27 protein-coding genes and 1 riboswitch are annotated in these 26,939 nt (G+C 65.8%); of the genes, 14 read left to right on the top strand and 13 right to left on the bottom strand.

Going from position 1 to position 26,939, the window contains the following annotated elements; all coding sequences use genetic code 11:
- The 6 genes from K369_RS01450 to K369_RS01425 all read right to left on the bottom strand — a co-directional run bounded on the left by K369_RS01450 (position 1) and on the right by K369_RS01425 (position 5,763).
- The gene (locus K369_RS01450; RefSeq protein WP_036286698.1) at positions 1 to 1,293 is read right to left on the bottom strand and encodes a Ni/Fe hydrogenase subunit alpha; all 1,293 of its coding nucleotides are present in this window, start codon (positions 1,291 to 1,293) and stop codon (positions 1 to 3) included.
- On the bottom strand, positions 1,283 to 2,065 hold the full coding sequence (locus K369_RS01445; protein WP_036286695.1) for an oxidoreductase: 783 nt from the start codon (positions 2,063 to 2,065) through the stop codon (positions 1,283 to 1,285). The genes K369_RS01450 and K369_RS01445 overlap by 11 nt, the downstream gene beginning before the upstream one ends.
- 2 nt (positions 2,066 to 2,067) lie before the next feature.
- Positions 2,068 to 2,919: an FAD/NAD(P)-binding protein gene (locus K369_RS01440; RefSeq protein WP_051948699.1), complete on the bottom strand. Its 852-nt coding sequence runs from the start codon at positions 2,917 to 2,919 to the stop codon at positions 2,068 to 2,070.
- Complete coding sequence (locus K369_RS01435) at positions 2,903 to 3,367, bottom strand: cyclic nucleotide-binding domain-containing protein (RefSeq protein ID WP_198032989.1); 465 nt, start codon at positions 3,365 to 3,367, stop codon at positions 2,903 to 2,905. The genes K369_RS01440 and K369_RS01435 overlap by 17 nt, the downstream gene beginning before the upstream one ends.
- The gene (locus K369_RS01430; RefSeq protein ID WP_036287515.1) at positions 3,364 to 4,488 is read right to left on the bottom strand and encodes a 4Fe-4S dicluster domain-containing protein; all 1,125 of its coding nucleotides are present in this window, start codon (positions 4,486 to 4,488) and stop codon (positions 3,364 to 3,366) included. Before K369_RS01430 ends, K369_RS01435 begins: the two co-directional genes overlap by 4 nt.
- A gap of 174 nt (positions 4,489 to 4,662) precedes the next feature.
- Complete coding sequence (locus K369_RS01425; protein ID WP_036286692.1) at positions 4,663 to 5,763, bottom strand: 2'-deoxycytidine 5'-triphosphate deaminase; 1,101 nt, start codon at positions 5,761 to 5,763, stop codon at positions 4,663 to 4,665.
- Positions 5,764 to 5,913: 150 nt separating this feature from the next.
- A riboswitch (SAM riboswitch) is annotated at positions 5,914 to 5,992 on the top strand.
- A 54-nt stretch (positions 5,993 to 6,046) separates the two neighbouring features.
- Here K369_RS01425 and K369_RS01420 point away from each other — a divergent pair.
- Positions 6,047 to 7,240 (top strand): O-succinylhomoserine sulfhydrylase, encoded by a 1,194-nt coding sequence (locus K369_RS01420; protein ID WP_036286689.1) that lies wholly within the window; start codon positions 6,047 to 6,049, stop codon positions 7,238 to 7,240.
- Positions 7,241 to 7,244: 4 nt separating this feature from the next.
- On the opposite strand, the gene K369_RS01415 is transcribed toward K369_RS01420, so the two are convergent.
- From K369_RS01415 to K369_RS01400, 4 genes are all read right to left on the bottom strand, one after another.
- Positions 7,245 to 7,469: a hypothetical protein gene (locus K369_RS01415; protein WP_036286686.1), complete on the bottom strand. Its 225-nt coding sequence runs from the start codon at positions 7,467 to 7,469 to the stop codon at positions 7,245 to 7,247.
- Positions 7,470 to 7,578: 109 nt separating this feature from the next.
- Positions 7,579 to 7,941: a hypothetical protein gene (locus tag K369_RS01410; RefSeq protein WP_036286683.1), complete on the bottom strand. Its 363-nt coding sequence runs from the start codon at positions 7,939 to 7,941 to the stop codon at positions 7,579 to 7,581.
- Positions 7,942 to 8,063: 122 nt separating this feature from the next.
- Positions 8,064 to 10,523 (bottom strand): TonB-dependent receptor, encoded by a 2,460-nt coding sequence (locus K369_RS01405; RefSeq protein ID WP_051948696.1) that lies wholly within the window; start codon positions 10,521 to 10,523, stop codon positions 8,064 to 8,066.
- A gap of 191 nt (positions 10,524 to 10,714) precedes the next feature.
- Positions 10,715 to 11,083: a hypothetical protein gene (locus K369_RS01400; protein ID WP_156967634.1), complete on the bottom strand. Its 369-nt coding sequence runs from the start codon at positions 11,081 to 11,083 to the stop codon at positions 10,715 to 10,717.
- Between the two features lie 222 nt (positions 11,084 to 11,305).
- On the opposite strand from K369_RS01400, the gene apaG reads away from it, so the two are divergent.
- Both apaG and argE read left to right on the top strand, forming a co-directional pair.
- A complete protein-coding gene (gene apaG, locus K369_RS01395; protein ID WP_036286675.1) occupies positions 11,306 to 11,698 on the top strand; it encodes a Co2+/Mg2+ efflux protein ApaG in 393 nt (130 codons plus the stop codon).
- A gap of 9 nt (positions 11,699 to 11,707) precedes the next feature.
- A complete protein-coding gene (gene argE / locus K369_RS01390) occupies positions 11,708 to 12,880 on the top strand; it encodes an acetylornithine deacetylase (RefSeq protein ID WP_036286672.1) in 1,173 nt (390 codons plus the stop codon).
- A gap of 23 nt (positions 12,881 to 12,903) precedes the next feature.
- On the opposite strand, the gene K369_RS26925 is transcribed toward argE, so the two are convergent.
- Positions 12,904 to 13,302, bottom strand: coding sequence for a hypothetical protein (locus tag K369_RS26925; RefSeq protein ID WP_051948694.1), 399 nt, complete (start codon positions 13,300 to 13,302; stop codon positions 12,904 to 12,906).
- Between the two features lie 431 nt (positions 13,303 to 13,733).
- Between K369_RS26925 and yajC the strand changes: the two genes are divergently transcribed.
- The 7 genes from yajC to K369_RS01350 all read left to right on the top strand — a co-directional run bounded on the left by yajC (position 13,734) and on the right by K369_RS01350 (position 20,086).
- Positions 13,734 to 14,024, top strand: a complete 291-nt coding sequence (gene yajC / locus K369_RS01380; protein WP_051948691.1) for a preprotein translocase subunit YajC — start codon at positions 13,734 to 13,736, stop codon at positions 14,022 to 14,024.
- Positions 14,025 to 14,114: 90 nt separating this feature from the next.
- Positions 14,115 to 15,704 carry a protein translocase subunit SecD gene (gene secD / locus K369_RS01375; RefSeq protein WP_036286669.1) on the top strand — a complete coding sequence of 530 codons (1,590 nt, stop codon included), beginning with the start codon at positions 14,115 to 14,117 and terminating at the stop codon, positions 15,702 to 15,704.
- Positions 15,705 to 15,715: 11 nt separating this feature from the next.
- Positions 15,716 to 16,696: a protein translocase subunit SecF gene (gene secF, locus K369_RS01370; RefSeq protein ID WP_036286666.1), complete on the top strand. Its 981-nt coding sequence runs from the start codon at positions 15,716 to 15,718 to the stop codon at positions 16,694 to 16,696.
- Complete coding sequence (locus K369_RS01365; RefSeq protein WP_036286663.1) at positions 16,696 to 17,076, top strand: Mth938-like domain-containing protein; 381 nt, start codon at positions 16,696 to 16,698, stop codon at positions 17,074 to 17,076. The genes secF and K369_RS01365 overlap by 1 nt, the downstream gene beginning before the upstream one ends.
- A 17-nt stretch (positions 17,077 to 17,093) precedes the next feature.
- Positions 17,094 to 17,972 carry a phytoene/squalene synthase family protein gene (locus K369_RS01360; protein WP_036286660.1) on the top strand — a complete coding sequence of 293 codons (879 nt, stop codon included), beginning with the start codon at positions 17,094 to 17,096 and terminating at the stop codon, positions 17,970 to 17,972.
- A gap of 97 nt (positions 17,973 to 18,069) precedes the next feature.
- Positions 18,070 to 19,449, top strand: coding sequence for an ActS/PrrB/RegB family redox-sensitive histidine kinase (locus K369_RS01355; RefSeq protein ID WP_036286658.1), 1,380 nt, complete (start codon positions 18,070 to 18,072; stop codon positions 19,447 to 19,449).
- A 37-nt stretch (positions 19,450 to 19,486) separates the two neighbouring features.
- Complete coding sequence (locus tag K369_RS01350; protein ID WP_051948689.1) at positions 19,487 to 20,086, top strand: ActR/PrrA/RegA family redox response regulator transcription factor; 600 nt, start codon at positions 19,487 to 19,489, stop codon at positions 20,084 to 20,086.
- Between the two features lie 16 nt (positions 20,087 to 20,102).
- Here the strand turns inward: K369_RS01350 and K369_RS01345 are convergent, their stop codons facing one another.
- The gene (locus K369_RS01345) at positions 20,103 to 20,558 is read right to left on the bottom strand and encodes an MmcB family DNA repair protein (protein WP_036286656.1); all 456 of its coding nucleotides are present in this window, start codon (positions 20,556 to 20,558) and stop codon (positions 20,103 to 20,105) included.
- 111 nt (positions 20,559 to 20,669) lie between these two features.
- Between K369_RS01345 and K369_RS01340 the strand changes: the two genes are divergently transcribed.
- Both K369_RS01340 and K369_RS01335 read left to right on the top strand, forming a co-directional pair.
- Positions 20,670 to 21,752, top strand: a complete 1,083-nt coding sequence (locus K369_RS01340; RefSeq protein ID WP_051948686.1) for a polyamine ABC transporter substrate-binding protein — start codon at positions 20,670 to 20,672, stop codon at positions 21,750 to 21,752.
- Positions 21,753 to 21,830: 78 nt separating this feature from the next.
- A complete protein-coding gene (locus tag K369_RS01335) occupies positions 21,831 to 22,961 on the top strand; it encodes a glycosyltransferase (RefSeq protein WP_036286654.1) in 1,131 nt (376 codons plus the stop codon).
- A 12-nt stretch (positions 22,962 to 22,973) separates the two neighbouring features.
- Here the strand turns inward: K369_RS01335 and K369_RS01330 are convergent, their stop codons facing one another.
- The gene (locus K369_RS01330; protein ID WP_036286652.1) at positions 22,974 to 25,136 is read right to left on the bottom strand and encodes a GumC family protein; all 2,163 of its coding nucleotides are present in this window, start codon (positions 25,134 to 25,136) and stop codon (positions 22,974 to 22,976) included.
- Between the two features lie 400 nt (positions 25,137 to 25,536).
- On the opposite strand from K369_RS01330, the gene K369_RS01325 reads away from it, so the two are divergent.
- The gene (locus K369_RS01325; protein ID WP_026191372.1) at positions 25,537 to 25,779 is read left to right on the top strand and encodes an acyl carrier protein; all 243 of its coding nucleotides are present in this window, start codon (positions 25,537 to 25,539) and stop codon (positions 25,777 to 25,779) included.
- Positions 25,779 to 26,936 (top strand): acyl-CoA dehydrogenase family protein, encoded by a 1,158-nt coding sequence (locus K369_RS01320; protein ID WP_051948684.1) that lies wholly within the window; start codon positions 25,779 to 25,781, stop codon positions 26,934 to 26,936. Before K369_RS01325 ends, K369_RS01320 begins: the two co-directional genes overlap by 1 nt.
- Positions 26,937 to 26,939: the final 3 nt, after the last annotated feature.

Here is a 26,939-nt window from a genome sequence, read left to right as displayed (position 1 = left end):
TCAGCCCCGATCGATATCGAGCCGCAGAAAATGCGTCGAGCAGGAGATGCAGGGATCGTGATTGCGGACCGTCTGCTCGCAGCGATGGCGAAGCTCGTCCTCCGGCAGATGCAGAAAGGCGCCGGTGAGGCGCTTCAGATCCTCCTCGATCATCGCTTGATTCTGCGAGGTCGGCGGGGTGATGACGGCGTCCGCGATGGTTCCGTCCGCCTCCAGCCGATAGCGGTGATAGAGCATGCCCCGCGGCGCCTCTGTGGCCGCATGGCCATGGCCGGCGCGCGGCTCGATCGCGATGCAGGAGACATCGGGCTCCTCATAGCGCGCGATGATGCGCAGCGCCTCGTCCAGAGCATAGACCGTTTCGATCGCACGCACGATGATGCTGCGATAGGGATTGACGCAGACGGCCTCGAGGCCGGCCTCCCTCGCGGCCTGCTTCGCCAGCGGAGACAGCACATCCGCATTGAGCGCATAGCGCGCGAGCGGGCCGACCAGATAGGGCGCGTCGCAATGGCGCATGCGCGCATGCAGCGCGGTCGAGCGCTGGACGTGGAACTCCTCGAAATGCGCCTCGAAATCGCGCGCGGCGATGTCGAGCCCGCGACTCGACACGATGCGGCCCTCGTTGAAAGGATATTCGTCCCCATGGCGCAGCGACACGAAGACGTAGTCGCGCGCGCAATCGGGAAAATCCAATCCGGCGACGAAGCGCGCGACCTCCAGCGCCTGTTCCAGCGCGCGCTCCAACCGCTCCGCCAGCGCGCGCAGCTCGCGCTTGCGCGGCGTGCGATAAAAGCCGCCGACGCGCACATTGATCGGATGAATCTCGCGCCCGCCGACCAGCGTCATGATCTCATTGCCGACCTTTTTGATCGCGAGCCCGCGCCGCACGATATCGCCATGATCGCGCGCCATGTCGACGCCGCCGGCATAGCCGAGAAAATCCGGCATATGCAGCATATGCACATGCAGCATGTGACTCTCGATCCATTCGCCGCAATAGAGCAGGCGCCGCAGATCGCGCAGCGGCCCCGTCACAGCGACGCCGAGCGCATCCTCCATCGCATGCACGGCGCTCATCTGATAGGCGACGGGACAAATGCCGCAGATGCGCGCGGCTATGTCCGGCGCCTCGGTGAAGGCGCGCCCGCGCATCAGCGCCTCGAAAAAGCGCGGCGGCTCGAAAATAGTCAGCGCCGCGCTCTGCACGACGCCATCGCGCAGCACGATCTCGAGCCCGCCCTCGCCTTCCACGCGCGCCAGCGCGCCGACCGAGATGGTTCTACTCGTCATGGCGCTCGCTCTCCTCGCGAAAGGCCTCCGCCTGCGCGTTGAATGTGCGATAGACGCGCCGCAACGCGTCCTCATCCATGCCGAGCGCGGAGAGACGCGCGCTCAGCGATGGCGCATTGGGCGTTTCGGCGGGACCGAAGCAGCCATAGCAGCCGCGATCATACGATGGACACAGGGCGCCGCAGCCCGCATGGGTGACGGGGCCGAGACAGGGCGTCCCCTGCGCGACCATGACGCAGACATTGCCTTTCAGCTTGCATTGCAGGCAGACGCTATGCGACGGGGTCGCCGGCTTGCGGCCGGCGAGAAAGCTCGAGATCACCTCGATCAGCTGGCCCTTGTCGATCGGACAGCCACGCAGCTCGAAATCGACCTTCACATGATCGCTGATCGGCGTCGATGTCGCCAGCGTATGGATATAATCCGGCCGCGCATAGACGATCGACGCATAGTCGCGCACATCGGCGAAATTGCGCAGCGCCTGTATGCCGCCGGACGTCGCGCAAGCGCCTATGGTGACGAGCGCGCGCGAGCGACGCCGCACATCCTGTATGCGCTCGGCGTCATGCGGCGTCGTTATCGAGCCCTCGACGAGCGAGAGATCGTAATTGCCGCGGATCGGAGCGCGCGTCGCCTCTGGAAAATAGGCGATGTCGAGCGCCTCTGCGACGGCGAGCAGCTCGTCCTCGCAATCGAGCAGGCTGAGCTGACAGCCATCGCAGGAAGCGAATTTCCATACGGCGAGCCGCGGCGGCGTCCGATGCCCGGTCATACTCAGATTTCCTTCTTCCCGATGAGACCGCGCAATTGCGAATAGGGAAACACCGGCCCGTCGCGACAGATGAAGACCGGCCCGAATTGGCAATGGCCGCACCAGCCGATCGCGCATTTCATATTGCGCTCCATGGAGAGATAGATACGCTCTTGCGCGACGCCCCTCTCGAGCAGCGCATTGGCGACGAAGCGCATCATGATCTCCGGTCCGCAGAGCATGGCGAGCGCATTGGCGGCGTCGAATTGCGCACGCGACAGCAGAGTCGTCACCACGCCGACATTGCCGCACCACTCGCCGCGCGCATGATCGACCGTCGCCTCCACCTCTATGTCGAGCCGCCCGCGCCAGGCTTCCAGCTCGTCGCGAAAGAGAATATCCGCCGGGCTACGCGCGCCGAACAAAAGAAGGATGCGGCCGTATTTCTCGCGCTCGGCGAAGAGCCGATAGAGCGCCGGCCGCAGCGGCGCGAGGCCGAGCCCGCCGGCGACGACGATCACATCGCGACCCTCCGCTTCGCGCATCGGCCAGCCGCGCCCGAAGGGTCCGCGCAGGCCGATCGGCTCGCCCACATGCAGCTCTTTGAGCGCGCGAGAGACGGCGCCGACGGCGCGGATCGTATGAATGAGCCGCGTGCGATTCGCAGGATCGCCGCTGACGCTTATCGCCGCCTCGCCGACGCCGAAAGCAGTGAGCATGTTGAATTGCCCCGGCGCGAAATCGAAAGCGCCGCCCTCTATCTCGAGGGTCACGACATCCGCGATCTCGCGCTTTCGCCTCACGACTCGCGCGACACGCGGAATCATGGGATCGGCGACGCTCGCCGCGGAAAATGCATCAGTCATGGGCGCCATAAATGTCGATCATCTGCATTCGCGCGGCCTGCAATCGCTCGACCAGCGGCGGCATGAAGCGCTTCATCATGTCATAGCCGAGCCGTGGATCGGCCTCGCTCTTGCGGCGCAGGCAGGCGGCGTCGACGGCGATGGCGCGCACCTGCTCGATCGCGCGCGCGTCATAGGTCCAGCGATAGGGCGGAACGAGCCAGGAGAGGCCGCAGAGCTCGCCCTCATGCAGCGTCTGCACGGTGACGGCGCCGCGGGCCGGATCGCGCAGCTCTATGGCGACGCTTCCATTGCGCAGCAGAAAGAACCAATCGGCGCTGTCGCCTTCGTGAAAGAGATATTGCCCCGGATCGAAGCGCGCATTTTTCGCGCAGCCGGAGACGAGCGCGACGAAGCCCGCATCCATGCCGGCGAAAAAACGATGCTCTTGGACGATGCGCTCGATGCTCTCGATCATGTCGCGCCTTTCTGCGCGTCGCTCTCGCGAATGGCGCGCGCTTCCTCCGTTATATCAATGCCGACGGGACACCAGACGATGCAGCGTCCGCAGCCGACGCAGCCGGAGCTTCCGAATTGGTCATGCCAAGTCGAGAGCTTATGCGTCATCCATTGGCGATAGCGCGATTTGACGCTTTGGCGCACGCTGCCGCCGTGAATATAGGAAAAATCCAGCGTGAAGCAGGAATCCCAGCGCCGCGAGCGCTCGCTCTCGAGGCCTGTGAGATCGCTCGCATCCTCGACGCTGGTGCAAAAGCAGGTCGGGCAAACCATTGTGCAATTGGTGCAGGCGAGGCAGCGCGCCGCGACATCGTCCCAGCGCGGATGCTCGAGATTGCGCGCGAGCAATTCCCGCACATCGCCGGCCTCGAGACTGCGGCCCATATTCTCGGCCGTATGCGCGAGAATAGCCTCCGCCTCCTCGGTCTCGCTCGTGCTCGCGGCGCGATGCGGCAGAGAGTCGAGAAGCGCCCTCCCCGCCTCTGTGCCAATCTCGACGAGAAAGGAGCTTCCGGCGACGATCTCTGTGAGCGCTATATCGAAGCCAATGGTCGCCTTCGGCCCCGTATTCATCGAGACGCAAAAGCAGGCGCCGCCGGCGACGCCGCAATTTACCGCGACGATGAAGACGTCCTCGCGCCGCGCGCGATAATGCGAATCGGCGTAATCGCCGCCGAGGAACACGCGGTCTTGAATGGCGATGGCGTGCAGCTCGCAGGAGCGCGCGCCGATGAAGGCGAATTTCTCGGCGCGCTCGGGCTCGGCCTCGACGCGCAGCTCGTCGCCCTCGCGTTGCGCGCGCCACAGGCGGAGCACGGGCGGGTGCAGCAGCTTTTTCCAGGATTGCGGGCCGACGACATAGCCGAACAAAGCTTCGTCATTGCGGCGCGTCAGCCGATAATGGCCGCCATCCTGCTCATCGCCGACTCCGCGCGGCAGATCATCCAGCGTGGCGATCTCGTCATAGACGATCGCCTCGTCGCGCACGGTCGGGCCGATGAGCGCATAGCCGCGCGCGCGAAGCGCCTCGAGCAGAGCCTCGAGGCCGGCGGCGTCGACGATGGAACGGGCTTCGGCCATGCCTTTGTCCATTGTCTCGAATCTAGCGTTCGAAATGCGCGCGTCTTCATTGCGGGCGAAGCCGAGCGCTGCGCCACGGCTCGCATGACGCTCCGCCGACGCGGCGGAGCGCTCTTTGATCTCATCGAATTATTGCAGTTTCCCGACAAAAAGCGAGGCGGCGCGCTGTCGCGCTCACGGCGCCTTGAAATGCTTGGAGAGCTTCAGCTCCTGCCCCTGGTAATTAGAGACGCCGCCCTGGCCGTAGAGAATCTTCGGCTCGGCGGCCATTTGCTCATAGACGAGCCGGCCGATGACCTGCCCATCCTCCAAGATAAAGGGCACGTCATGGCTGCGCACTTCCAGCACGGCGCGGCTGCCCGGCAGGCCTTGCGCGCCATAGCCGAAGCCGGGATCGAAAAAGCCGGCGTAATGCACGCGGAACTCACCCATTGCAGGGTCGATCGCCATCATCTCGGCCGAAAGATGGGAGGGAATGCGGATGCGCTCGCGCGAGGCGAGAATGTAGAACTCGTTCGGATCGAGGATGAGCTTGCCGCGACGCGGCGCGAGACGCTCCCAATAATCCTCTATGGCGTAATGATCGATGCGATCGACATCGATCACATCCGTATGCTTTTGCGCGCGATAGCCCACGACATCGCCGAGCCCGTCCAGCGCGACGCGCAAGATCACGCCGTCGCGCAGCGTCAGCTCGCCATCTGCGAGCGGCACGCGGGCGTGCTCGGCCGCGAGCGCGGCGTCGGAGAGCGTCGTCTCGCCGGCGGCGGCGCGGCGGCGCAGGCGCAGCTGATCGAGCCGCGAGCCCTGCCGTGCGCGCACGCTGAAGCTGCGCGGCGAGACCTCCGCATAGAGCCGCCCGCGATAGCCGGCCGCGACATGGTCGAAAATCTCCGTGTCGTCGGTGATGAGGCGGGTGAAGATGTCGAGCCGCCCGGTCGAGCTCTTGGGATTGGCGACGCCGGAAACATCCTCGGGCAGATTCAGGCTCTCGAGCAGAGGAATCACATAGACGCAGCCGCGCTCCAGCACCGCGCCGGCGCCGCGCAGATCGATCTCGTCATAGGTCAGCTCGGCGAGCAGCGCCTCGACGCTGCGGCGCTTGCCGGGCAGAAAGCTGGCGCGGACGCGAAAGGCCGTCGGACCGAGGCGCAGATCGAGGCTCGCCGGCTGATGCTGGCCCTCCTCGATCGGCAGCGTCGCGACGATCGCGCCGGAAGCCGCCAATTCACGAATCTGCTCGCAGGAGAGCACGCCATGGGCGGCGGACGCCATCGAAACTCCTATCACAACGGTTCTGTCGTCGCGGGACCTTACACGCCCGACGCCATCGTGTTCTAGTGGCGACCAAATCAGCGAGCCGCAAGGATGCGCCGCGGACGCCGGCCAGTGTTGACTTGGCCGCGTCCTTCGGTTCATTCTGTTAAACGAACGCGTGGTTCTTTGAGCCGGCCGGCTTGCCGCCACGTAAAACAAGGCGCTAAAAGGCCGGGTTTCCTCGTGAAATCCGCTTTTTGTCGCCGTGGCGCGCTCCCGCGCGCTGCAGGGGAGACCAAAGTTGAGCGACGACGAGAAGAAACTGCGCCCCGCGACACGGCTCGTGCATGGCGGGGGGCTGCGCTCGCAATTCGGCGAGCTGTCCGAGGCGATGTTCCTCACGCAGAGCTTTGCCTACCCCACAATGGAGGCCGCCGAGGCGCGCTTCAAGGGCGAGGACCCGGGCTTCATCTATTCGCGCTTCTCCAATCCGACCGTCGCAATGTTCGAGCAGCGCATGTGCCTGCTCGAGGGGGCCGAGGCGGCGCGGGCCACGGCGAGCGGAATGGCCGCCGTCACCGCCGCGCTGCTGGCGCAGCTGCGCGCCGGCGATCATATCGTCGCGGCGCGGGCGCTGTTCGGCTCCTGCCTCTATGTGGTGGAGGATCTGCTGCCGCGATTCGGCGTCGCCTCGACCTTGGTCGATGGGGCCGATCTCGCGCAATGGAAGGCCGCGGTCCGCAAGGAGACCAAGCTCTTCTTCCTCGAGAGCCCGACCAATCCCGGTCTCGAGGTCTATGACATTCGCGCCATCGCCGATATCGCCCATGAGGCGGGCGCGCGGCTCGTGGTCGACAATGTCTTCGCCACGCCTCTGCTGCAAAAGCCCTTCGAATTGGGCGCCGATGTCGTCGTCTATTCGGCGACCAAGCACATAGACGGCCAGGGCCGCTGCCTCGGCGGCGTCATTTTGGCGTCGCAGGCGCTGATCGAGGAGAATATCCATAATTTCCTGCGCCAGACCGGGCCGGCTCTGTCGCCCTTCAACGCCTGGACCATGCTGAAGGCGCTGGAGACATTGCCTCTCCGCATCGCGCAGCAGACGGCGAGCGCGGCGCGGATCGCCGATTTCCTCGCCGAGCAGAAGGAGATCGCCCGCGTTCTCTATCCTTTCCGCGCCGATCATCCGCAGGCGGAGCTGGCGCGGCGGCAGATGACGGGCGGCGGCACGCTGGTTACCTTCGACGTGGCGGGCGGCAAGGCGGCGGCCTTCCGCCTCGCCAACGCGCTGAAAATCGTCAAGATTTCCAATAATCTCGGCGACGCCAAGAGCCTTGTCACCCATCCGGCGACGACGACGCATCAGCGGCTGACGCCAGAGGCGCGGGCGCTCATCGGCGTCGGCGATGGGCTGCTGCGTCTCTCGGTCGGGCTCGAGGATACGGATGATCTCCTCGACGATCTGGCGCGCGGCCTTTCCGCCGCGCGCGGCTGAACGGTCAGAACTGGCCGAATTTCGCGCGGCGCTCGAGGTCGATGAGGCGGCCGCTGCGCCGCGCGGCGATCACGGGCGCCGGCGATGGCGCAGGCTCCGGCTCGGCTTGCGGGATCGCGACCGGGACGATCGCCCCGCGCGTCTCGAACACGCCGAAGGCGCGGCGCTCGCCAGCGAGCGTGCGCAAAAACTCGCGAAAGAATGCGCCGACCCCGGCGCGATCGCTCATTGAAAGTCGAAACACTGTTTCCCCTCCCCGCGCCGTTTTGGCGACGCATCGTCTTTTCGAAGCGATGATCGACGCCCGCTCCCGCGGACGGTCGAATTCGGTTGGAAAATCAGATGGAGAGAGGCGGCGCCCGCGCGCGCCGCGCATGATCCGGGGCGAAAACAACGGCGCGCGCGACCGGCGTCGGCCATTGCGCCGCCGCCCAGTCGGACGAGACGACGCCGGAGACTTCCGGCCGCGCCGCCAATGGTCCCCCGCCGCCGCAACAAAGGGCGCAGAGATCGCAAAGTCCGGGGCCGACATCGGCATGGCCGATCGGAGCGGCCGAGGCCGCGCCGGAGGCGTCGGCGACGGTCGCGCAAATCTGCCCCGGGACGAAGGCGGAATGGGCGAGCCCTGCCGTCGCGGGCGCGAGGGCCTGAACGGCCAGCGCCAACGAAAACAGCAATATGCTCGTCAAATTCCGACGCATGAAAGCTCCTGCCCGCGATGAGGGGCGAGTCTGTCGCAATTCGCCCCGCGGGGCAAGAGAGCGAGCGGCGGGGAATGTGATGCGCCGCAGCATCCCCTCCCCCGCCGTCCTCGCGCATTCGGCTATTTCGCGCCGAGCTTCACATCGGAGAACATGCCCGAAGCCGGACCGCCGAAGTCGTATTTCAGACCGAGGAAATAGGTCCGCTGCGGATAGGGGTTCGGATTGACGTAATACTTCCAGCGGCCGATGTTGTCGATACCGGCGTTGAGCGTCCACTCCTTGCTGATCTTATAGGTCGCCTTGGCGTCGAAGACGAGATATTCGCTGTCCACGCTGCCGTAATTATTATGGTTGTAGTCAGAGTTGTTGAGGCTGACGAATGCCGCGGAGCCGTAACGCATGCCGGCGGCGATCGAAAACTCTTCGGTCGGCGCATAGGAGGCGACGGCGCGGATGCGGATGCGCGGAATGCGCGGATATTGCATCCCCTGCACCCAGGGCTGCTGATAGTCGGACACGATCTTGGCGTCGGTGAAGGTCACGCTGCCGTTGAAGTCGAGACCCTTCCAAACAATGTCCTTCAGCACGACGGCGCCTTCCACGCCGCGGAAGATCGCCTTGCCGACATTGGAGTTCTGCGACACGGAGACGCCGGTGGTGAAGTCGGTCTGCGAGAGGATCGCGTTCCAGCGATGGTCCATGAACAGCGAGATGCGCGGACGCGCCTCGCCGATGAGGCCGCCGAACACGTCCTGCGTCACATATTCGCCGGTCAGATCATAGGAGGTGCCGCTCTCCGGCTGCAGCGTCGGATTGCTGATCGAGACGGAGTTGGGACCCGAGATGTTCTGGAACAGCTCGAGCACGGTGGGGAAGCGATAATAGCGCCCGACCGAGCCGCGCAGCGTGAGATCGGGGAAGACCTGATATTCGATCGCCGCCTTGGGCGAGAAGGTCGGCTTGAAAACCGCCGGCAAAGTCGGCGGCGTGACCAGCATGGGCGGCCAGCCGGCGATGCCCGGCGCATAATTCTGGCCGAGCGTGTTGTTGACGCCGCCGAAGGCGCTCCAGAATTCCTGGCGCCCGCCCAATGTCACTTTCCATTTGGGCGCGAGCCACCAGACGTCTTGCAGATAGAGCGCCTTGGTCTCGGTCTTGCCGAGGTTTATCGCCTGGATGGAATTGTAATAATTGTCGGTGAAGACATTGGTGTTGGTCTGCGTCTGGGCCAGCGAGTAAATGTCCCAATGCGCGCCGACCGAGACTTCGTGCCGGCCGAAGTCCGTCCATTCGGGACGCCAGATTCCGCGAATGTCGAGCGTGTGCCAGAAGCTGCCCGTCAAATTGACGTTCGAGCCCCGCGGATTGATCGAATAGGAGGTTCCGGCGGCGTTGGGCAGCAGGCCATAGGCGCGCGCCGTATTATTGTAGTCGCGCAGATAATTGTAAGAGGTTCCAGAGATATCGAAGTCGAAGACGCCCTTGGTGTCCGACTTCAAGGACAGCGCCTGCATCAGATGCGAGGCGTTGCCATGGCTCGGATTGACGGTGAAGGGAAAGACGGCGTTGCCGACCTGCACATTGCCGTTCTGCGTGTTGTAGATCGGCACGCCATTGGCGTCGCGAATATAGGTTGTCGGAGTCGTATCGTCGATCAGCGACCAGAAGCCGAGCTGATAAGCAGCGTGGATTTTGGGCGCGAGCTCGTAGTCGAGCTTGATCTTGCCCATATGCTGCTGGGAATGGTCGGCCTGATTGGCGCCGCCGACGAAGCGCGGATTGCCCGCCTGATCGATATCGGCGTAACCGCCGAAAATCGGCGTTCCGCTCACCTTTCCCGTCCTGACGTTGCCGCCGGGGAAAGTCTGCGACTGGCCTTGCGCGTCGAGCCGATCATAGCTGACCCAAAAGGAGAGATCGTTGATCTTGTGGCCGACGAGAAGATTCATGTCGCCAGCGAGATTGGTCTCCTTAGAGCCATAGAGCGAATAGGGCTGCAGGCCGGCGTTGCCGGAGAAGTGAAACTCGAAATTCTCCGGCATGCGCGTCGTGATCGTCATCACGCCGCCCATGGAGTTGCCGGGATAGAGCGCCGAGAAAGGCCCATAGATGAGATCGATGCGATCGATCTCGGTGGGCGACACCATGCCCCAGCGCGGCGCGGTGCTGAATGTGTTGCCGAACAGATTCGAGAGCAGAACGTTGTCGGCGTAGACGAGGTTCTGCGCTCCGGCGATCGGCGTGTTGACGCGCGTCTGCAATATGCCGTTGCGATCGCCGATGAAGCGCTCGCGCACCAGCACGCTCGGCAGATATTTCATCGTCTCGGCCGTGGTCATCACATTGACCGTGCGGTCGATGTCGGCGCGGGTGACGCTCTCCACCACGGCGGGGATGTTCTCGGGTATGGCGCGACGGACCGGGGCCGCCGCCGGAGCCGGCCCCTGTCCCTCGGCGCCGTTCTGGACGCCAGCGATATCGATGCCGGGAAGCGCCTCCTGCGCCCGCGCCGTCGCGGCGGCGAGCGAGAAGGCCAGCGCGCAGGCGGAGGCGCCGCGCAGCAGATGACGATGATTCATTTTTTTCCTCCTGCGCCTTCGGACGGGCGCTTTCGGACCTGTCGCGGCCACGGCTCTCTCGAGGGCCGGCGCGCGCAGTCTCGACGATGACGGGAATGCTGATGGCGCGCGTTCCAGCAAAAGCGCCATGCGCTTTGGCGAAACGCCTCACGGGCTCACGCCGCCGGCCAAAGGGCCGCAGCGTTATCGCTTCAGGAGATGCCGGGGGGCGCGCGGGCGCGTTGCGCCTGGGGGAGACTGAAGCCGAGCCCAATGCGCGCGCCGAATGTCCAATCCGCCTCGGCGACGCTGCGCCGGTCCAGCGCATGGCCCGAGACGGAGAAAAGAAGGAAAGGTGAGAAGCCGGCGAGGCAGCTCTGACAGGAGATGCAGGCGCCGGCGTCCCTGTGGCCGCCGACCGGCCCGCGGCGATCGGCGGTTCCGTCGATCGCCGCGCAGTAGGCGGCGTCCCCACGTCCATGCGCGGTCGCCGGCGAAGCGCCGAGCGCATAGGCCGCGCTCAGCGCCTGAAGCGCCAGAGCGACAGCCGCCAATAAGCCGCGGAGAGAAAATCGACGCATCGCCACCTAGCCGTCGGGAAAGGCTCTTTCCTGCGGCAGAAGCTACGCGCAGCCGAAAGCGTGGGCAATCGAGCCGATACGCCGCCGAGGAGCTTTTCCTTGACCCGTGTCAATTATGTCACAGATTTTGCTACGCGGAGAGGGCTCGGCGCCGGCTTTCACCAGTGGGCGGCGACGCATTCCACATTTCCCTTCGGCGCGATGCGTCCTAGAGTAGGCCCCATGTATATAGCCATCACAAGAGACATTCAGGTCACTGCTCTGCCGGACTTTCTCCATGAGCAGTCGGACCCCGCCAACGATCGCTTCGTCTGGTCCTACACGATCGAGATCGCCAATCTCGGCAAGGAGCGCGTCCAACTCCTGTCACGTCACTGGATCATCATCGACGCGTACGGGCGCAAGGAAGAGGTGAAGGGACCGGGAGTGGTCGGCGAGCAGCCGGTTCTCGAGCCCGGCGAGACGTTCCGCTACGCCTCGGGCTGTCCGCTCACGACGCCCTCCGGACTGATGAAGGGAAGCTACACGATGATCACCCCCCACGGCGAGACCTTCGACATAGAGGTGCCGGCCTTCTCGCTGGACAGCCCGCTCTCCAAGCCGACGCTGAACTGAGCCAGGCGCATGTCGGGCGACATTTCGACGATCGAGCGCGCGATCGAGCTGACCGGACGGCTCGTCGCTTTCGACACGGAGAGCTCCAAATCCAATCTGGCGCTCATCGATTTCGTCGAATCCTATTTGCGCGCGCAGGATGTGCCCTGCATTCGCGCGCCCAACGCGACGGGCGACAAGGCGGCGATCTTCGCGACGATCGGCCCGCCGATCGCCGGGGGCGTGGTGCTTTCGGGCCATACGGATGTGGTGCCGGTGACGGGCCAGAGCTGGACCGCCGATCCCTTCACCCTGCGTCGCGAGGGCGACCGGCTGCTCGGCCGCGGCGCCGTCGATATGAAGGGCTTCGGCGCCGTCTGCCTCGCCATGATTCCCGAGTTCAAGGCGGCGGGGCTCACGCGGCCGATCCACATCTTCCTCAGCTATGACGAGGAGACGACCTGCCTCGGCCCGCTCGATCTCCTGGGGCGCCTCGGCTACGACCTGCCGCGTCCGGCCGCCGCCGTCATCGGCGAGCCGACTTCCATGCAGGTGGCCGACGCCCATAAGAGCGTGACGACCTTCGTCACCAGGGTCCGCGGCTATGAGATTCATTCCGCCAATCTGCATCGCGGCGTCAGCGCCGTGCATGTCGCTCTGCTGCTCGGCGCGGAGCTGCTGCGAATCGGCGAGGAGCTGGCCGCGGCGGGCGACCCCACCGGGCGCTTCGACCCGCCCTACTCCACTCTGCATATCGGCGCGATAGAGGGCGGCACGGCGCGCAACATCGTCGCCAAGGACTGCGTGTTCCATTGGGAGGTGCGCGGCGTGCCGGGAACCGACGCGGCCCGAATCGTCGAGGAGAGGCTTTCCGCCTATTCGGCGGAGCTTATGCAGCGTTACTTCGCGCCCTTCCCCGGAACCGGCATCGAGACGCGAATGGAGGTGGCGGTTCCGGGCCTCGCGCCGCAGCCGGGGTCGCCGGCGGAGACTCTGGCTCTACGGCTCGCCCGCGCCAATCGCACCATCGCCGTGCCCTACGCCTCGGAGGCCGGGCACTTCCAGCTGACCGGCATTCCCAGCGTGATCTGCGGCCCCGGCCGCATAGACGAGGCGCATCAGCCGGACGAATATATAGAAGTGGGCGAGCTCTCGGCCTGCATCGACTTCATGCGCGGCCTCGCCCGCGAGCTCGGCGCCTGAGAGCGCCGAGCCGGGCGCGAGCTTTAGTAGCAGGCCCAGACCCAATAGCCGGCCCAGCGCCAGCACGGCCCGACGCCATAATTATACCAGCGCCCATGCCAATAGCGGCCTCGTCCGCCGCCGTGCCCATAGGCGGGTCCTCCGCGCCAGCCGGGGCCGCCATGCCAGCCGCCGCCGTGGCCGCCGCCATGCCAGCCGCCGCCGCCGCCGCCATGGCCGCCCCCGTGCCAGCCGCCGCCGCCATGGCCGCCCCCGTGCCAACCGCCGCCGCCGCCGTGACCGCCCCCGTGCCAGCCGCCACCGCCGCCGCCATGGCCGCCGCCATGACCGCCGCCACCGCCGCCGTAATGCTGAGCAAACGCTTCCGACGGCAGCGCGAGCGCGGCGCCCAGCGCGACGACCAGCGATAATTTCTTGAACATCGGAATTCTCCTCACTTCGCTGCGAAGCGCGCGGAGCCCCTCCGCCCCGATGCTTCCAAGAGCGACATAATCCCCCGCCGAGGCCGCCGACTGTGAGTTGTCGCACAGACCTCGCCGAATTCCTACCGCCGAAGGCGCCGCAGCGCGGCGCCGGCCGCCATTGATTTCGGGATAGGGCCGGCTATAGTCCGCGCCCGTTGCAAGGCGGCTTCCTGCCGGCACGAAGGCGCGCGCGCCGCTTCTAAGAGATCGAACATGAAATTGATCCAGACCGCCCAAGCTCAGACCGACGCTCCCGCGGCGCCTCCCGCTCCGCCCGCCCCGGCCGCCCCCCCGTTCCGGCGGCTCCCTCGGCGCCGCCCGTCCCGCCCAGCACGACCGTGCAGACGGCGCCGGATGTGGGCGCTCCTCCGGCGGCTCCGGCTCCCGACATGATCACGCAGCTCGTTCCGCTGCTGCTCGTCACGCTGATCGTCTATTTCATCGTGCTGCGTCCGCAGGCGCGCCGCACGAAGGAGCAGAAGGAATCGCTCAAGAATGTGCGCCGTGGCGACACGGTCGTCACCAGCGGCGGGCTGATCGGCAAGGTCACCAAGACCGTCGACGACGCCGAGGTCGAGGTCGAGATCGCCCAGAACATCCGCGTGCGCGTGCTGCGCTCGGCCATCGCCGAGGTGCGCGCCAAGGGCGAGCCGGTGAAGGATCAGGCGGCCTCGCGCTAGCCTTCTTTCAGAACGCGACGCATCCATCCCGGCCGCCTCGCCCGGCGCCGGGACCTTTCTTTTAGGACCGCCTCACAGGACCGACGATCCATGCTGCGCTTCGCCACCTGGAAGATCATCGCCATTCTGGCGCTGACGCTCGCCGCCGTTCTCGTCGTCGTCCCCAGCATGCTCGCGCCGGCGAGCGTCAAGGCGCTCGAAAACGCCCTGCCCTCCTGGGCGCAGCCGCGCACGATCGTGCTCGGCCTCGATCTGCAAGGGGGCTCCTATGTGATGCTGGAGGTCGACAAGGCCTCGGTGCTGCACACGCAGGTGACCAATCTGCGCGACGATGCGCGCCGCATCCTGCGCGAGGAGAAGGTCGCCATCACCGGCGGCATAGGCGCGCAGGCGCGCGGCGTGCAGCTGCGCATTCCCGACGCCGCCGAGCGCGCCAAGGTGCTGCCGAAGTTCCGCAATCTGGCGCAGGGCTTCGGAGCGAAAATTGGCGGCGCGCCGCCGCTGGAGGTGCGCGATTCGGGCGACGGACTAATTCAGATCGTCGTCACCGATTCCGGCGTGACCGACAAGGTCCGCCACGCCGTCGATCAGTCGATCGAGGTCATCCGCCGCCGCGTCGACGCCCTCGGCACGCGCGAGCCCAGCATTCAGCGCGAGGGCGACGACCGCATCATCGTCCAAGTGCCCGGCCTGCAGGACCCGGAGCAGCTCAAGACCATTCTCGGACAGACCGCAAAGCTGGAGTTCCGCCTCGTCGCCGAGCCGGGCCAGAGCCCGTCCGAGCTGGAGGAGCTCGACCAGGCCGATCAGTCCGGCAAGATCGCCATCGAGAAGCAGGTGATGGTGCAAGGCGAGGATCTGACCGACGCCCAGCCCGGCTTCGACCAGCAGCGCGGCGGCGAGCCGGTGGTCAATTTCCGCTTCAATATTCGCGGCGCGCAGAAATTCGGCGAAGTGACCTCCAAGAATGTCGGCCGGCTCTTTGCCATCGTGCTCGACAATAAGGTGATCTCGGCGCCGCGCATCCTGCAGCCGATCACCGGCGGCTCCGGCCAAATCTCGGGCCATTTCACGGTGGAGCAGGCCAACAACCTGTCGATCCTGCTGCGCGCCGGCGCCCTGCCCGCCAAGCTCGACATCATCGAGGAGCGCACGGTCGGCCCCGGCCTCGGCCAGGATTCGATCGACGCCGGCAAGCGCGCGGCCTATGTCGGCGCCGGCCTCGTCGTCGTCTATATGCTCATCACCTATGGCGTGTTCGGAATCTTCGCCAATCTGGCGCTCTTCGTCCACATCGCCTTCATCTTCGCCGGCCTCGTGCTGCTCGGCTCGACGCTGACATTGCCGGGCATCGCCGGAATCGTGCTGACGATCGGCATGGCGGTCGACTCCAACGTGCTGATCTATGAGCGTATTCGCGAGGAGCAGCATGGCGGGCGCTCGATCCTCGCCTCACTGGACGCGGGCTTCAACCGCGCCTTCGCGACCATCGTCGACTCCAATGTGACGATGTTTGTCGCCGCGGCGATCCTCTACTTCCTCGGCTCCGGCCCCGTGCGCGGCTTCGCCGTGTCGCTCGCGCTCGGCATTCTGACGACCATCGTCACCGCCGTCACCATGACGCGGATGATGATCGCGGTCTGGTATCATTACGCGCGCCCGACGCGCCTGCCGATCTGAGGGTGAAACAGATGAAGCTGCTGCGTCTCGCCCCCGAGAACACCAAGTTCCCCTTCATGCGGTTCCGCCGCGTGAGCTACCCGTTTTCGGCCGTGCTCTCGATCTGCTCTATTCTGCTGTTCATCTTCAGCGGCATGAATTTCGGCATCGATTTCGCCGGCGGCACGGTCATAGAGCTGCGCGCCAAGACCGGCCACGCCGAGATCGCCACTCTGCGCACCAATGTCGAGAAGCTCGAGCTCGGCGACGTCGAGGTGCAATCCTTCGGCAACGAGTCGGACGCCACACTGCGCTTCGGCCCGCAGAAGGGCGGCGATTCCGCCCAGCAGGCGGCGGTGGAGAAGATCCGCAGCTCGGTCGGCTCCGAGTATGAGCTGCGCCGCGTCGAGGTCGTCGGCCCGCGCGTCTCCGGCGAGCTGGTGCAATCAGGAACGCTCGGCGTCGTGCTGTCGATCATCGCCGTGCTGACCTATTTGTGGTTCCGTTTCGAATGGCAGTTCGCCGTCGGCGCGGTGATCGCGACCATGCACGATCTTCTGCTCACCGTCGGCTTCTTCTCGCTCACCCATCTCGAATTCAACACGACGTCGATCGCCGCGATTCTGACCATCGTCGGCTACTCGCTGAACGAGACCGTCGTCGTGCTCGACCGTATTCGCGAGATGATGCGCAAATATAAGAAGATGCCGACAGATCAGATGATCGATCTCTCGATCAACGCGGTGCTGCCGCGCACCATCATGACGGCGACGACGGTGTTTCTGGCGCTCCTCTCGCTGGCGATCTTCGGCGGCCATGTGATCCGCAGCTTCTCGCTGGCGATGATCTGGGGCATTTTCGTCGCCACCTATTCATCGGTCTTCATCTGCTCGCCCATGCTGATCTATCTCGGCCTGCGCAATGAGGATGTCGGCCCGGCGCCCGAGGCCGCTGCCGCGCCGAGCAAGGGCTCCGCCAAGGCGACGACGCGCGCCAAGCCCAAAGCGGCCTGATGGCCGAGCAGGGTCGAGGCTTCGTTCCGGGCCGCCACAGGATCGAGTCCTATGGCGGCGGCGGCTTTCGCTTCGCGGAAATGTCGCATCGCGGCTCGCTGCTCGCCCTGCCCTCCGGGATTCATGCTCTGGAGGCCGTCGCCGCGGCGGCGATCGACGAGGTCACGCTCGCGCCGCTCTTCGACGAGAGCGCCGGCGCGGTCGAGCTGCTGATCTTCGGCTCCGGCGCGAATTTGCGCCCGCCCTCGCCCTCCCTGCGCGCGCGGCTGAAGCAGGCGGGAATCATGGTCGAGGCCATGGCCACCGGCGCCGCCGTGCGAACCTATAATATGCTGCTCGACGAGGACCGCCGCGTCGCCGCCGTGCTGATCGTGGTGTGAGCCGAGGTTTTTCGCCCATGGACGAGGCCGCGACGACCGCGCGCGAGACCGAGCTCGCCGACCATTACCGCCATTGCGAGGCGGCGCTGCGCGAGCAGGATCTCGACCTCTGGCTCGCCTGCCTGTTCGCGCCGGCGCAGGCGCGGCCGCATCTCCATGCGATCGGCGCTTTCTGCGCAGAGATTTCCAGCGTGCGGGCGCGCGTCTCGCAGCCGATTCTCGGCGAGATGCGGCTTCGCTGGTGGTACGATTCGCTCGAGGCCCCGGCCGATAGCGAGGGCGCCCACGCCCATCCCATCGCCGACGCTCTTTTCGACACGCTAGAGCGTTGCGCCATCCCGCGTGAGGAGGTCGTCGAACTGCTCGAGGCCCAAAGCTTCGATCTCTATGACGAGCAGATGGAGAGTCTCGCGGCGCTGGAAACCTATTGCGACCGCGTGTTCGGCGCGCCTTTGCGCTGGCGCGCGCGCGTCATCGACGTCGAGGACGCCGCACGGCAGGAGGAGGCGCTTCGCCTCGCCGGGCGCGCCTATGGCTCGACGGCGATTCTGCGCGCCCTGCCCCGCCATTTGGCGCAAGGGCAGCGATTCTTGCCCCTCGATCTTCTCGCGCGCCACCGCGCCGAGAGCGACTTCGTCGAGGCGAAGCTCACGCCTGCGCTCGCCGCCGCTCTGGCGGAGCTGCGCGGCAAGGCGCGCGATTATTTCGAAAAGGCGCGCAAAGCCGTGCGCGGCGATGGCGCGGCGCGCGCGGCTCTGCTGCCCGCAGCATTGATTCCACTCTATCTCGGCGCGATGGAGCGCAAAGGCTTCGATCCGCTCCATATGATCGCCGAGCCGCCGCAATGGCGGCGGCAGTGGCGGCTGTGGCGCGCGGCAAGGGGGCGCGGCATATAGTCCTGCGGAAAATCGCTGCGGAGCACAGGCGAAACGCGCTACAAATCGCAGAGCCGCGCGTCTCGCGCTGCTGCAATTTTCGAGACAACGCCGCCTCATGACCAATACAGCCGACGCCGATTTCGGCCATCAGGCCCGCCAGCTTCGCGTCGACACGCTCATCATCCTGCGCTGGCTGGCGATCGCCGGCCAGACCTTCGCGACGCTCGTCACCTTCTTCTATTTTCAGTTCGATTTCCCGATCGGGCTGAGCTTCATCGCCATCGCGACCTCGGCCTGCCTCAACGCTGCGCTGCGCCTCGCCACGACGCGCACCTTCCGCCTCGACGACGGCGAGGCGGCGCTGCTCTTGTCCTATGACATATTGCAGCTCTCGGCCCTGCTCTATCTCACCGGCGGCGTCGCCAATCCTTTCGCCATGCTGTTTCTGGCGCCGGTGATGATCTCGGCCGTGTCGCTGCCGCGCAAGCTGACCATTCTGCTCGGCGTGCTGATGATCGCCTCGGCGACGATACTGACCGTCGAGTTTCAGCCTTTGCCCTGGTACGAGGGCGTCGAGCTGCATTTCCCGCTGCTCTATCGCACCGGCGTATGGACCGCGCTGGTTCTGAGCGCGGCCTTCGTCGGCCTCTACGCGGCGCGCGTCTCCGACGAGGCGCGGCAATTGTCGACGGCGCTGGCGGCGACGGAGCTGGTGCTGGAGCGCGAGCAGCATCTCTCGCAGCTGGACGGCCTCGCGGCCGCCGCCGCGCATGAGCTCGGCACGCCGCTCGCCACGATCGCGGTCGTCACCAAGGAGTTGCAAAACTCGGCGCAGGCCTCGGCGCCGGCGCTCGCCGACGATCTCGCTCTGCTCGCCCAGGAGGCGCGGCGCTGCCGAGACATTCTGCGCAAGCTCGTCTCGCTCGGCCAGGCGGAGACGGGCGGCATGCTCGACATGCAGACGCTGGAGACCATGCTCGAGGAGGTGATCGAGCCGCATCGCGCCTTCGGCGTCGACGTAGAGCTGACACGGCGCGGCCCGCCCCCCGAGCCGAGCTTCTCGCGCAATCCCGGCATCGTCTACGGCCTCGGCAATCTCGTCGAGAACGCCGTCGATTTCGCCCAATCGCGCGTGCGCATAGAGGCCTTGTGGTCCAAGGAGCTCGTCGTCATCGTCATAGAAGATGACGGCCCCGGCTTCTCGCAGGCGATTCTCAATCGCCTTGGCGATCCTTATGTCAGCGGACGTCCGACCGATCGGCGCACCAAGAACGAGCCGGGCTCCGGCCTCGGCCTGGGCCTCTTCATCGCCAAGACGCTGCTCGAGCGCTCCGGCGCGACCGTGACGACGGCCAATGTGCAATCCCCGCAGACAGGCGCCAAGGTGACGATCTCCTGGCCCCGCACGGCGCTGGAGCGCTCCGCCGGCAACGCCGAAGGCGGCGGACGCGAGCGGGGCTCAGACCAACAAACGCCTTCGTCCGACGCGGCGTGATGCTATATTGAATAATCCCAAACCAGGACGACGACGCATGATCGACGACGCTGGCGCAGCCGAACACACCGAATTCGATGCGGCCGTGGAGGCCGCGCTCGGGGAGCTCCCGCAGGAGCGCTCGCTGCTGATCGTGGAGGACGACAAGCCCTTCCTCAGCCGGCTCACGCGCGCGATGGAGGCGCGCGGCTTTCTCGTCACCGCGGTGGAGAGCGTCGCCGACGGCCTCGCCGCCGTCGAGGCCGCCTCGCCCGCCTTCGCCATCATCGACATGCGGCTCGGCGACGGCAATGGCATAGACGTCATCTCCTCGCTCAAGGTGAAGCGGCCGGACGCGCGCGGCATCATCCTCACCGGCTATGGCAATATCGCCACGGCGGTGACGGCGGTGAAGCTCGGCGCCTTCGACTATCTGGCCAAGCCCGCCGACGCCGATGAAATCTATCATGCGCTGATGGCGACGAAGATCGACAAGCCCGACGCGGTCGACAATCCCATGTCGGCGGATCGCGTGCGCTGGGAGCATATTCAGCGCGTCTATGAGAGCTGCGACCGCAATGTGTCGGAGACGGCGCGCCGGCTCAACATGCATCGCCGCACGCTGCAGCGCATATTGGCCAAGCGTGCGCCGAGATGACGCACGGCGGCGCGGGTCAGTATTCGTCGCGATGCACAGCGTAGTGAAGCCGCTCCGCCGCCGCGCCGGCGAAGCGCAGCAGCATGGCCTTGCGGCTGGCCGGCGCGAGCTTATGGACCGGCGCCTCGCGCGTCAGCATGGCTCCATGCGCGTCGGCGACGATGAGGCCGGCGTCCGCGGGAAAGGCCTCCTCGGAGAGATCGCAGGGAATGGCGAAATAGAAGCGATCGCAATGGAGGCGATAGTCCATCCATTTGCGATCGGCGCGGAAATCGGCGAGCGAGCTCTTCACCTCGACGATGCGCAGCGCTCCATCCGACGCGAGAGCGACGAGATCGGCCCGCCGCCCGCCCGGCAGCGGCAGCTCCGCGAGCACCGAAAATCCCGCCGCCCGCAAATAGCGCCGCGCGCCGCGCGTCACGAGACGGGCGTTTTGCTCGCGCAGACTTTCCAGCGGAGAGGCAGGCTCCATCGCATAATCTCGGAATGGCGGGAGAGCGAGAGGTCGGCCATTGTGCCCATGAGGCGACGCGCCGCGCAAGCGGCGAAGCAAATCGCCGGGCGTTGAGGGAGAGCGGATCGAATGAGAATCCTCGCCGCATGTCTGTTCGCGCTGGGGGGCGCCATGGGCGCGCAGGGCGCCGAGCGGGTCGTCAACATCTTCAATTGGAGCGATTATATCGACCCGCGCGTGCTCGAGGACTTCACCCGCGAAACGGGCGTCAAGGTCGTCTACGACACCTATGATTCCAACGAGATATTGGAGACGCGCCTGCTCGCCGGCGCCGCCGGCTATGATGTCGTCGTCCCCTCCGCGACCTTTCTGCAGCGGCAGATCAAGGCCGGCGTCTATCGCCCGCTCGACAAGAGCAAGCTGAAGAATATCGACAATGTGTGGCCGGAGATCGCGCAGCGTCTCTCGCGCTACGATCCGGGCAACGCCCATGCGGTGACCTATATGTGGTTCACCACCGGCGTCGCTTATAATGTCGCGAAGATCAAAGAGCGCATCGGCGACAAGCAGATCGCCTCCTGGGACCAGGTGCTGAAGCCGGAAAATCTGCGCAAATTCGCCGATTGTGGCGTCTATGTGCTCGATAGTCCCGAAGATCTCTTCTCGATCACGCTCAATTACCTGAAGCTCGATCCCAATTCCAAGGAGCCGGGCGACATTCGGCGCGCCGCCGATCTGCTCTCCGGCCTGCGGCGGCACATAAAGAAGTTCCACTCCTCGGAATATATCAACGCGCTGGCCAATGGCGACATTTGCCTCGCCATCGGCTGGGCCGGCGACAGCTTCCAGGCGCGCAATCGCGCCCGCGAGGCCGCCAATGGCGTCGAGATCGCTTATGTGATCCCGCAGGAGGGGACGCTGATGTCGCTCGACAGCCTCGCCATCCCCAAGGACGCGCCGCATCCGGACGAGGCGCATCTCTTCATCGATTATCTGCTGCGGCCGGAGGTCGCCGCCCGCAACACCAAGATCACCAATTTCGCCAATGGCGTCGGCGCCTCGCGGCCGCTGGTGGACAAGGAGATCGCCGAGAATCCGGCGATCTATCCCGATGCGGCGACGATGAAGCGGCTCTTCACCGTCACAGCGCCGGATCAGCCGATCCAGAAGATCGTCACCCGCGAATGGACAAGGGTGAAGACCGGCCGCTGAGAAAAACGGTTCGCCTCTTGCTCCGAGTGGGATGGCGGCGCCGCCGCCGTCTCATTCTGAAACAGGACGGAGCCATCGATGATCCGCGCGACCGAACGCAAGAAGACGCTGTTCCTGGTCTCGACGGCCACGCAGCCTTGCGGCGTCGAATCCTTCGCCCGCCATGTGGCGGCGCGCTGGGGCGAGCTCGGCCTCGAGGCGCAGCGGCTCGCCGTCTCCGGCAGACTCTCCGATTGGGCGGCGATCTGGCGCGCGCTCGGCGAGGTGGACGCCATCGCGATCAATCTGCCGGTCGTCGCCTGGAAAAAGGTCGTGCTGACGCCGCTCGTCGCGCTCATCCTCGCGCTGCTGCGCGGGCGCGGCCGCGTCCTCGTCCTGCATGAATGGGCCGATCTCGACTGGCGTCGCCGCCTCATCGTCTCCGTCTATGCGCTCTTCGCGCAACGTTTCGTCTTCTCCTCGCCCTTCGTGCGCGAGGGCTTCGCCGAAGGCGTCGTCACGCGCTTTCTGGCCGCCCGCAGCGCCATCGCACCCATCCCTTCCAATATTCCGCCGACCGCGCCGGACGGCCCCTCCCCGCTCGCCGCGCGCATAGAGGCGGCGCGCGCCGAGGGACGCATCGTCATCGGCCATTTCGGCTCGATCTATCCCAAGAAGCAATCCGACTTCGTGCTCGACGTGGCTGCAAAGCTGCGCGACTCCGGCCGGCCGGTCCTCTGCCTCTTCATCGGCGGCTTCGTCAAAGGCGTCGATCGCGTCGAGGAGGATTTTCGCGCCAAGGCTCGGGCGCTCGGCCTCGCCGAGGATTGCCTCGTGACCGGCTATGTCGACGGCCCGCGCGATCTGCATGCGCTCTTCGCCGAGGTCGACTGCTTCCTCTATCGCTTTCCCGAAGGGCTCACCTCGCGCCGCGGCAGCGTGCTCGCCTGCCTGCAATCCGGCAAGCCGGTGATCGTCAATGCGCCGCGCGAGGCCGGCGAGTTCGACCATCATCGCGCCTATCGCCGCGCCATCGCCGACGGCTCGCTGATGCTTCTCGCCAATGACGCCGATGCGCGCGCCTATGCCGACCGCCTCGCGCGTTCGGAGAGCCTGCCGTCGCGCTCGCTGTCGCCGCTCTATGATCAGTGCTGGCGCGACGCAGCCGCCGCTGTCGCGGCCGCGATCGATACAGAGCCCATGAACGCCGCGCCGCTTCTGGCCGAGTAAGAGACGATCGCGTCAGGCGGTCTTGCGCGTCTCCGCACGGCGGCGCGCATCGCGGCGCGGCAGCCAGGGATCGCTATGATCGACTCGCAAAATCACCGCGATCTTGGCGCGCAGCGCCGCGGGAAGCTCGGCGATCGCGGTCTCCTCGTCCTGATCGCGGCCGAGCACCGGCGCCACAAAGTCGAGCCGCTCGAACATGCTCTCGTCCGAGCCGACGCCGTCACAGAGCACAATATCGACTTCGGCCGGATTGCCGTCGCGGAAACCATCGACGATGCGCTCCACGGCGCCGGCCGCGCCCGAGCGACGATCGATCGCCGGCAGCGCCAGCAGCACGCTGTCGTCGGTGCGCACAAAAGGATCGTCGGCGTCGCCGAACGCCTCGAGCCCGTCCTCGATGAGAACGGTGAGCGCCGCATGATCGCGGTCCGCGTCGACGAGCGCCACCTCGAGATGCTGCAGCCGCAGCGCCAGAGCGATATTGACGGCCATCACTGTGCGAATGGAGCCGGGCGCGTCGCCGACCAGCCCGATGACGAGCGGCCGATGCGCGCTCTCGGCGACCAGCGCGCCGAAGCGCGACACCACCGCCTCGAGCTCGCGGCGATCGGCGAAAGGCCGCACGAAAGGAATGCCGAGCCGCGTCAGCTCGAGGCGCTCCGGCCCTGCCGTCGGCCCGCGCACGGTGAATTTCGTCGCATCGGTCACAGCGACGCGCACCGGCTCGGTCTCGACATCGCGACGCGGACCGGACTCGGGCGCGCCGCCGAAGCCGCGTTCCCGCAGAAAAGCGAGGCCGAGGCCCAGAGTGAGGCCGGCGACGAAGCCGGCGCCCGTCATCAGCCCGGCGCCCGGCGGAAAGCTGCGCGCGATCGGCGGCGTCGCCATTGTAATGATATGCGTGCTGGCGGCGTCGAGCTGCCGCGCCTCGCCGGTCTGACGCGAGCGCGTGAGGAAGGATTCGTAGATCGTGCGGCTGACCTCGACCTCGCGCTCGAGATCGCGAAGCTTGACCGAAGCTTGCGCCGAGACGACGGCCCTGCCCTCGAGCTTCTGCATCTCGCGGTTCAGCGCCTCCTCGGTGCTGCGAGCGCGCTCATAATCCTTGCGCAAGGAAACGGCGACGCGCGCCAGCTCGGTATTGACGAGGCGCTTGGTCTCGGCGAGTCGCGCCGTCGCATTCTTGACGACCGGATGCTGCGGCCCGAGCTCGGCGGAGAGATCGGCCAGCTTTTGCGCCGCCTCCGCCTGCTGTCCACGCAGCGCATTCAATGTCATCAAATTCATATTGGCGGCGATGGCGGCGAGCTCCGTGTCCGAATGCGCCGCGCGCTGCACCTGCTCGAAGCGCGAGCGCGTGTCTTCGAGCCGCGTGCGGGCGAAGGTGAGCTGCTGATTGAGCTCCTTCAGCCTCTGCTCGTCTATGTAGGAATCGCGCGTGCCGACGAAGCCGTTCTCCGCCTTATAGGCCTCGACGGCTTTTTCCGCGGCGAGCAGGCGTTCCCGCAGCCCGTCGAGGCGCCCGGTGAAGGAGCTCGCCGCCTGCTGCGCGGCGTCCTTATGCATCGTCGAGCGCACATCGATATAGGCCTGCGCCACCGCATTGGCGATGCGCGCCGATTTCTGCGCATTGTCGCTCGAGGCGGCGATGTCGATGATGAAGGTGCGCTCGGGGCGGCGCACCATGATTTTGGTGCCGAGCGCGCGCACGGCGCCGTCGACGATCTCCTCCTTCGTCGGCGCGCGGCCGAAGCGGCCGAACAGCTTGCCGAAAAAGGACGTCGATGCGCCGAACTCGGGATCCTCGGTGAGCTTCTCCGCCTCCACGACGCGCTCGAGCACGACCTGCGAGGTCAGGATGCGCGTCTGCGTCTCGACGAAATTGATGAAGCCAGTCGAATCCTGGCCCTGATTGGCGTCGCCCTCGAGACCGGGCAGCCCGCGCGGATCGAGATAGATCTGCGCGGCCGCGACATAGCGCGGCGTCAGCAGCTTGGTGAGCGCATAGCCGCCGACCGCGCAGGCGAGCGCGACGGACAGGATGAAAAGCTTGTTGCGAAGAGCGAGCGAGATCAAGCGTCCCGGCGTCAGCGAGGAGCGCGCGCGGGGCGTCTCCGCCGCGATAGGGCGCTGACGTTCTGCGAGACTTTTCGACCCGGATTCATAATCCAACATCACGCGAGTTCCGTTCCGACGTCGAACAAGCGAGCACAGTCCCGCATTCGCGTTGAGCGCGAATGTTCCATTTCATGGTTAACGTTTCTTAAACTCCTCTCTCTCATTCATCCTCTTCATGTCGAAAATAGGGTTTGCAGGGACGATTCGCCACGTTTCACGATCGTGACAGAATTCGAGACGCCTCGAGTGTCTCAGCCATGTCCAGAGCATCATAGCCGCGTTTCATTTTCACGCAAATGGCCGCGAAATTCTTGCCTGAACGGGTCAAATTTTATGGAACGAATTTGGCAACGGTCAAATCCGCAAACTGTTCACCAACGAGCGGCAATTTAGCTGAAATTGCTGCGCGAGCGCGTATGGTGACGATGAACCTCGAGCTTGGTCGATGGAGATAATGATGCTCGATACGATTAGACGACTCGTCGACGAACAAGGCCGCTTGGCCGTGGCCGCGGAGGCGATCGGCGACGACGCCGATCTCTACGCCACGGGACTCACATCCTTCGCCGCCGTCCAGCTGATGCTGGCGCTCGAAGAGACTTTCGACGTCGAATTCCCCGACCGCATGCTCAACCGTCGCAGCTTCTCCTCGATCGCCTCGATCGCCGGCTGCCTGCACGAGCTCAAGGAAGCCGCCTGATGAATGCGCCACTCGATCGCGGAGCGAATGTCGTTGCGACGGCCGCCCGCCACGCCGACGATGTCGACCGCAACGGCCGTTTCCCGATCGAGGCGTTTCAGGCGCTCAAGGACGCGCGCCTGCTATCGCTGCTGATCCCGATCGAATTCAGCGGCGGCGGAGCCTCGCTCGCCGATGTCGCCGAGATCTGCACCTCGCTCGGCCAGCAATGCGCCTCGACGGCGATGATCTTCGCCATGCATCAGATCAAAGTGTCGAGCCTCATCGCGCATGGCCGCGGCAGCGCCTGGCACGAGAGCTTCATGCGCCGCGTCAGCGACAAGCAGCTGCTGCTCGGCTCCGCGACGACCGAAGGCGGCGTCGGCGGCAATATGCGCAACAGCATTTGCGCGTTCGAGCGCGACGGCGCGACATTCCGCATCGCCAAGGAAGGCGCGCTCATCTCCTATGGCGCCTATTCGGACGCGATCCTCGTCACCGCGCGCCGCGCGGTCGACGCTCCGCCCTCCGATCAGCTGATGGCCGTGCTGGAGAAGAGCCAATATCGTCTCGATCGCACCGGCGGCTGGGACGCGCTCGGCATGCGCGGCACCTGCAGCGAAGGCTTCACCTTCAGCGGCGAGGCGCCGATCGAGCAGATATTCACCCATGACTTCGCCGAGATCGCCTCCGAGTCCATGCTCGCAACCGCGCATCTCCTGTGGAGCGCGGTGTGGTACGGCGTCGCCTCGGACGCGCTTTCGCGCGCGCAATCCTTCGTGCGCAAGGATGCGCGCCGCCATCCCAATGGCCCGGCTCCCGGCGCGCTGCGTCTCGCAGAAGCGACCGCCAAGTTGCAGCTCATGCGCTCCAACATCGTCGAAGGGCTGAAGCGCTTCGCCAAGGCGCAGCAGAACACGGACGATCTCAATTCGATGAGCTTCGCCGTCGCGATGAACAACATCAAGATCGGCTCGTCGCAGCTCTCGATCGAGATCATCAATCATGCGCTGCTGATCGCGGGCATCGCCGGCTACAAGAACGACACGCCCTTCAGCGTCGGCCGCCACATGCGCGACGCGCTCTCGGCGCAGGTGATGATCTCCAACGACCGCATCTTCACCAATCTGTCCAATCTGCTGCTCGCGCAGCGCATCGACCAGCGGCTGGGAGACTGACCC

It is taken from the genome of Methylosinus sp. PW1, from assembly GCF_000745215.1.
Classification (GTDB): Bacteria; Pseudomonadota; Alphaproteobacteria; order Rhizobiales; family Beijerinckiaceae; genus Methylosinus.
Note: the sequence above shows the minus strand (reverse complement) of the source record. Positions and strands in the feature narration are given on the sequence as shown.

Bases quoted from the DNA above. Each gene is read 5' to 3' on its own strand.
- K369_RS26925 (WP_051948694.1), bottom strand. From the start codon at position 13,302: ATGTTCAAGAAATTATCGCTGGTCGTCGCGCTGGGCGCCGCGCTCGCG.
- K369_RS01325 (WP_026191372.1), top strand. From the start codon at position 25,537: ATGCTCGATACGATTAGACGACTCGTCGACGAACAAGGCCGCTTGGCC.
- K369_RS01320 (WP_051948684.1), top strand. From the start codon at position 25,779: ATGAATGCGCCACTCGATCGCGGAGCGAATGTCGTTGCGACGGCCGCC.
- K369_RS01405 (WP_051948696.1), bottom strand. From the start codon at position 10,523: ATGAATCATCGTCATCTGCTGCGCGGCGCCTCCGCCTGCGCGCTGGCC.
- secF (WP_036286666.1), top strand. From the start codon at position 15,716: ATGAAGCTGCTGCGTCTCGCCCCCGAGAACACCAAGTTCCCCTTCATG.
- K369_RS01350 (WP_051948689.1), top strand. From the start codon at position 19,487: ATGATCGACGACGCTGGCGCAGCCGAACACACCGAATTCGATGCGGCC.
- K369_RS01360 (WP_036286660.1), top strand. From the start codon at position 17,094: ATGGACGAGGCCGCGACGACCGCGCGCGAGACCGAGCTCGCCGACCAT.
- secD (WP_036286669.1), top strand. From the start codon at position 14,115: ATGCTGCGCTTCGCCACCTGGAAGATCATCGCCATTCTGGCGCTGACG.
- K369_RS01440 (WP_051948699.1), bottom strand. From the start codon at position 2,919: ATGGCGCCCATGACTGATGCATTTTCCGCGGCGAGCGTCGCCGATCCC.
- apaG (WP_036286675.1), top strand. From the start codon at position 11,306: ATGTATATAGCCATCACAAGAGACATTCAGGTCACTGCTCTGCCGGAC.
- K369_RS01345 (WP_036286656.1), bottom strand. From the start codon at position 20,558: ATGGAGCCTGCCTCTCCGCTGGAAAGTCTGCGCGAGCAAAACGCCCGT.
- K369_RS01430 (WP_036287515.1), bottom strand. From the start codon at position 4,488: ATGGCCGAAGCCCGTTCCATCGTCGACGCCGCCGGCCTCGAGGCTCTG.
- K369_RS01365 (WP_036286663.1), top strand. From the start codon at position 16,696: ATGGCCGAGCAGGGTCGAGGCTTCGTTCCGGGCCGCCACAGGATCGAG.
- K369_RS01415 (WP_036286686.1), bottom strand. From the start codon at position 7,469: ATGAGCGATCGCGCCGGGGTCGGCGCATTCTTTCGCGAGTTTTTGCGC.
- K369_RS01330 (WP_036286652.1), bottom strand. From the start codon at position 25,136: ATGTTGGATTATGAATCCGGGTCGAAAAGTCTCGCAGAACGTCAGCGC.
- K369_RS01445 (WP_036286695.1), bottom strand. From the start codon at position 2,065: ATGACCGGGCATCGGACGCCGCCGCGGCTCGCCGTATGGAAATTCGCT.
- K369_RS01400 (WP_156967634.1), bottom strand. From the start codon at position 11,083: ATGCGTCGATTTTCTCTCCGCGGCTTATTGGCGGCTGTCGCTCTGGCG.
- K369_RS01450 (WP_036286698.1), bottom strand. From the start codon at position 1,293: ATGACGAGTAGAACCATCTCGGTCGGCGCGCTGGCGCGCGTGGAAGGC.
- argE (WP_036286672.1), top strand. From the start codon at position 11,708: ATGTCGGGCGACATTTCGACGATCGAGCGCGCGATCGAGCTGACCGGA.
- K369_RS01335 (WP_036286654.1), top strand. From the start codon at position 21,831: ATGATCCGCGCGACCGAACGCAAGAAGACGCTGTTCCTGGTCTCGACG.
- K369_RS01355 (WP_036286658.1), top strand. From the start codon at position 18,070: ATGACCAATACAGCCGACGCCGATTTCGGCCATCAGGCCCGCCAGCTT.
- yajC (WP_051948691.1), top strand. From the start codon at position 13,734: ATGATCACGCAGCTCGTTCCGCTGCTGCTCGTCACGCTGATCGTCTAT.
- K369_RS01425 (WP_036286692.1), bottom strand. From the start codon at position 5,763: ATGGCGTCCGCCGCCCATGGCGTGCTCTCCTGCGAGCAGATTCGTGAA.
- K369_RS01410 (WP_036286683.1), bottom strand. From the start codon at position 7,941: ATGCGTCGGAATTTGACGAGCATATTGCTGTTTTCGTTGGCGCTGGCC.
- K369_RS01435 (WP_198032989.1), bottom strand. From the start codon at position 3,367: ATGATCGAGAGCATCGAGCGCATCGTCCAAGAGCATCGTTTTTTCGCC.
- K369_RS01340 (WP_051948686.1), top strand. From the start codon at position 20,670: ATGAGAATCCTCGCCGCATGTCTGTTCGCGCTGGGGGGCGCCATGGGC.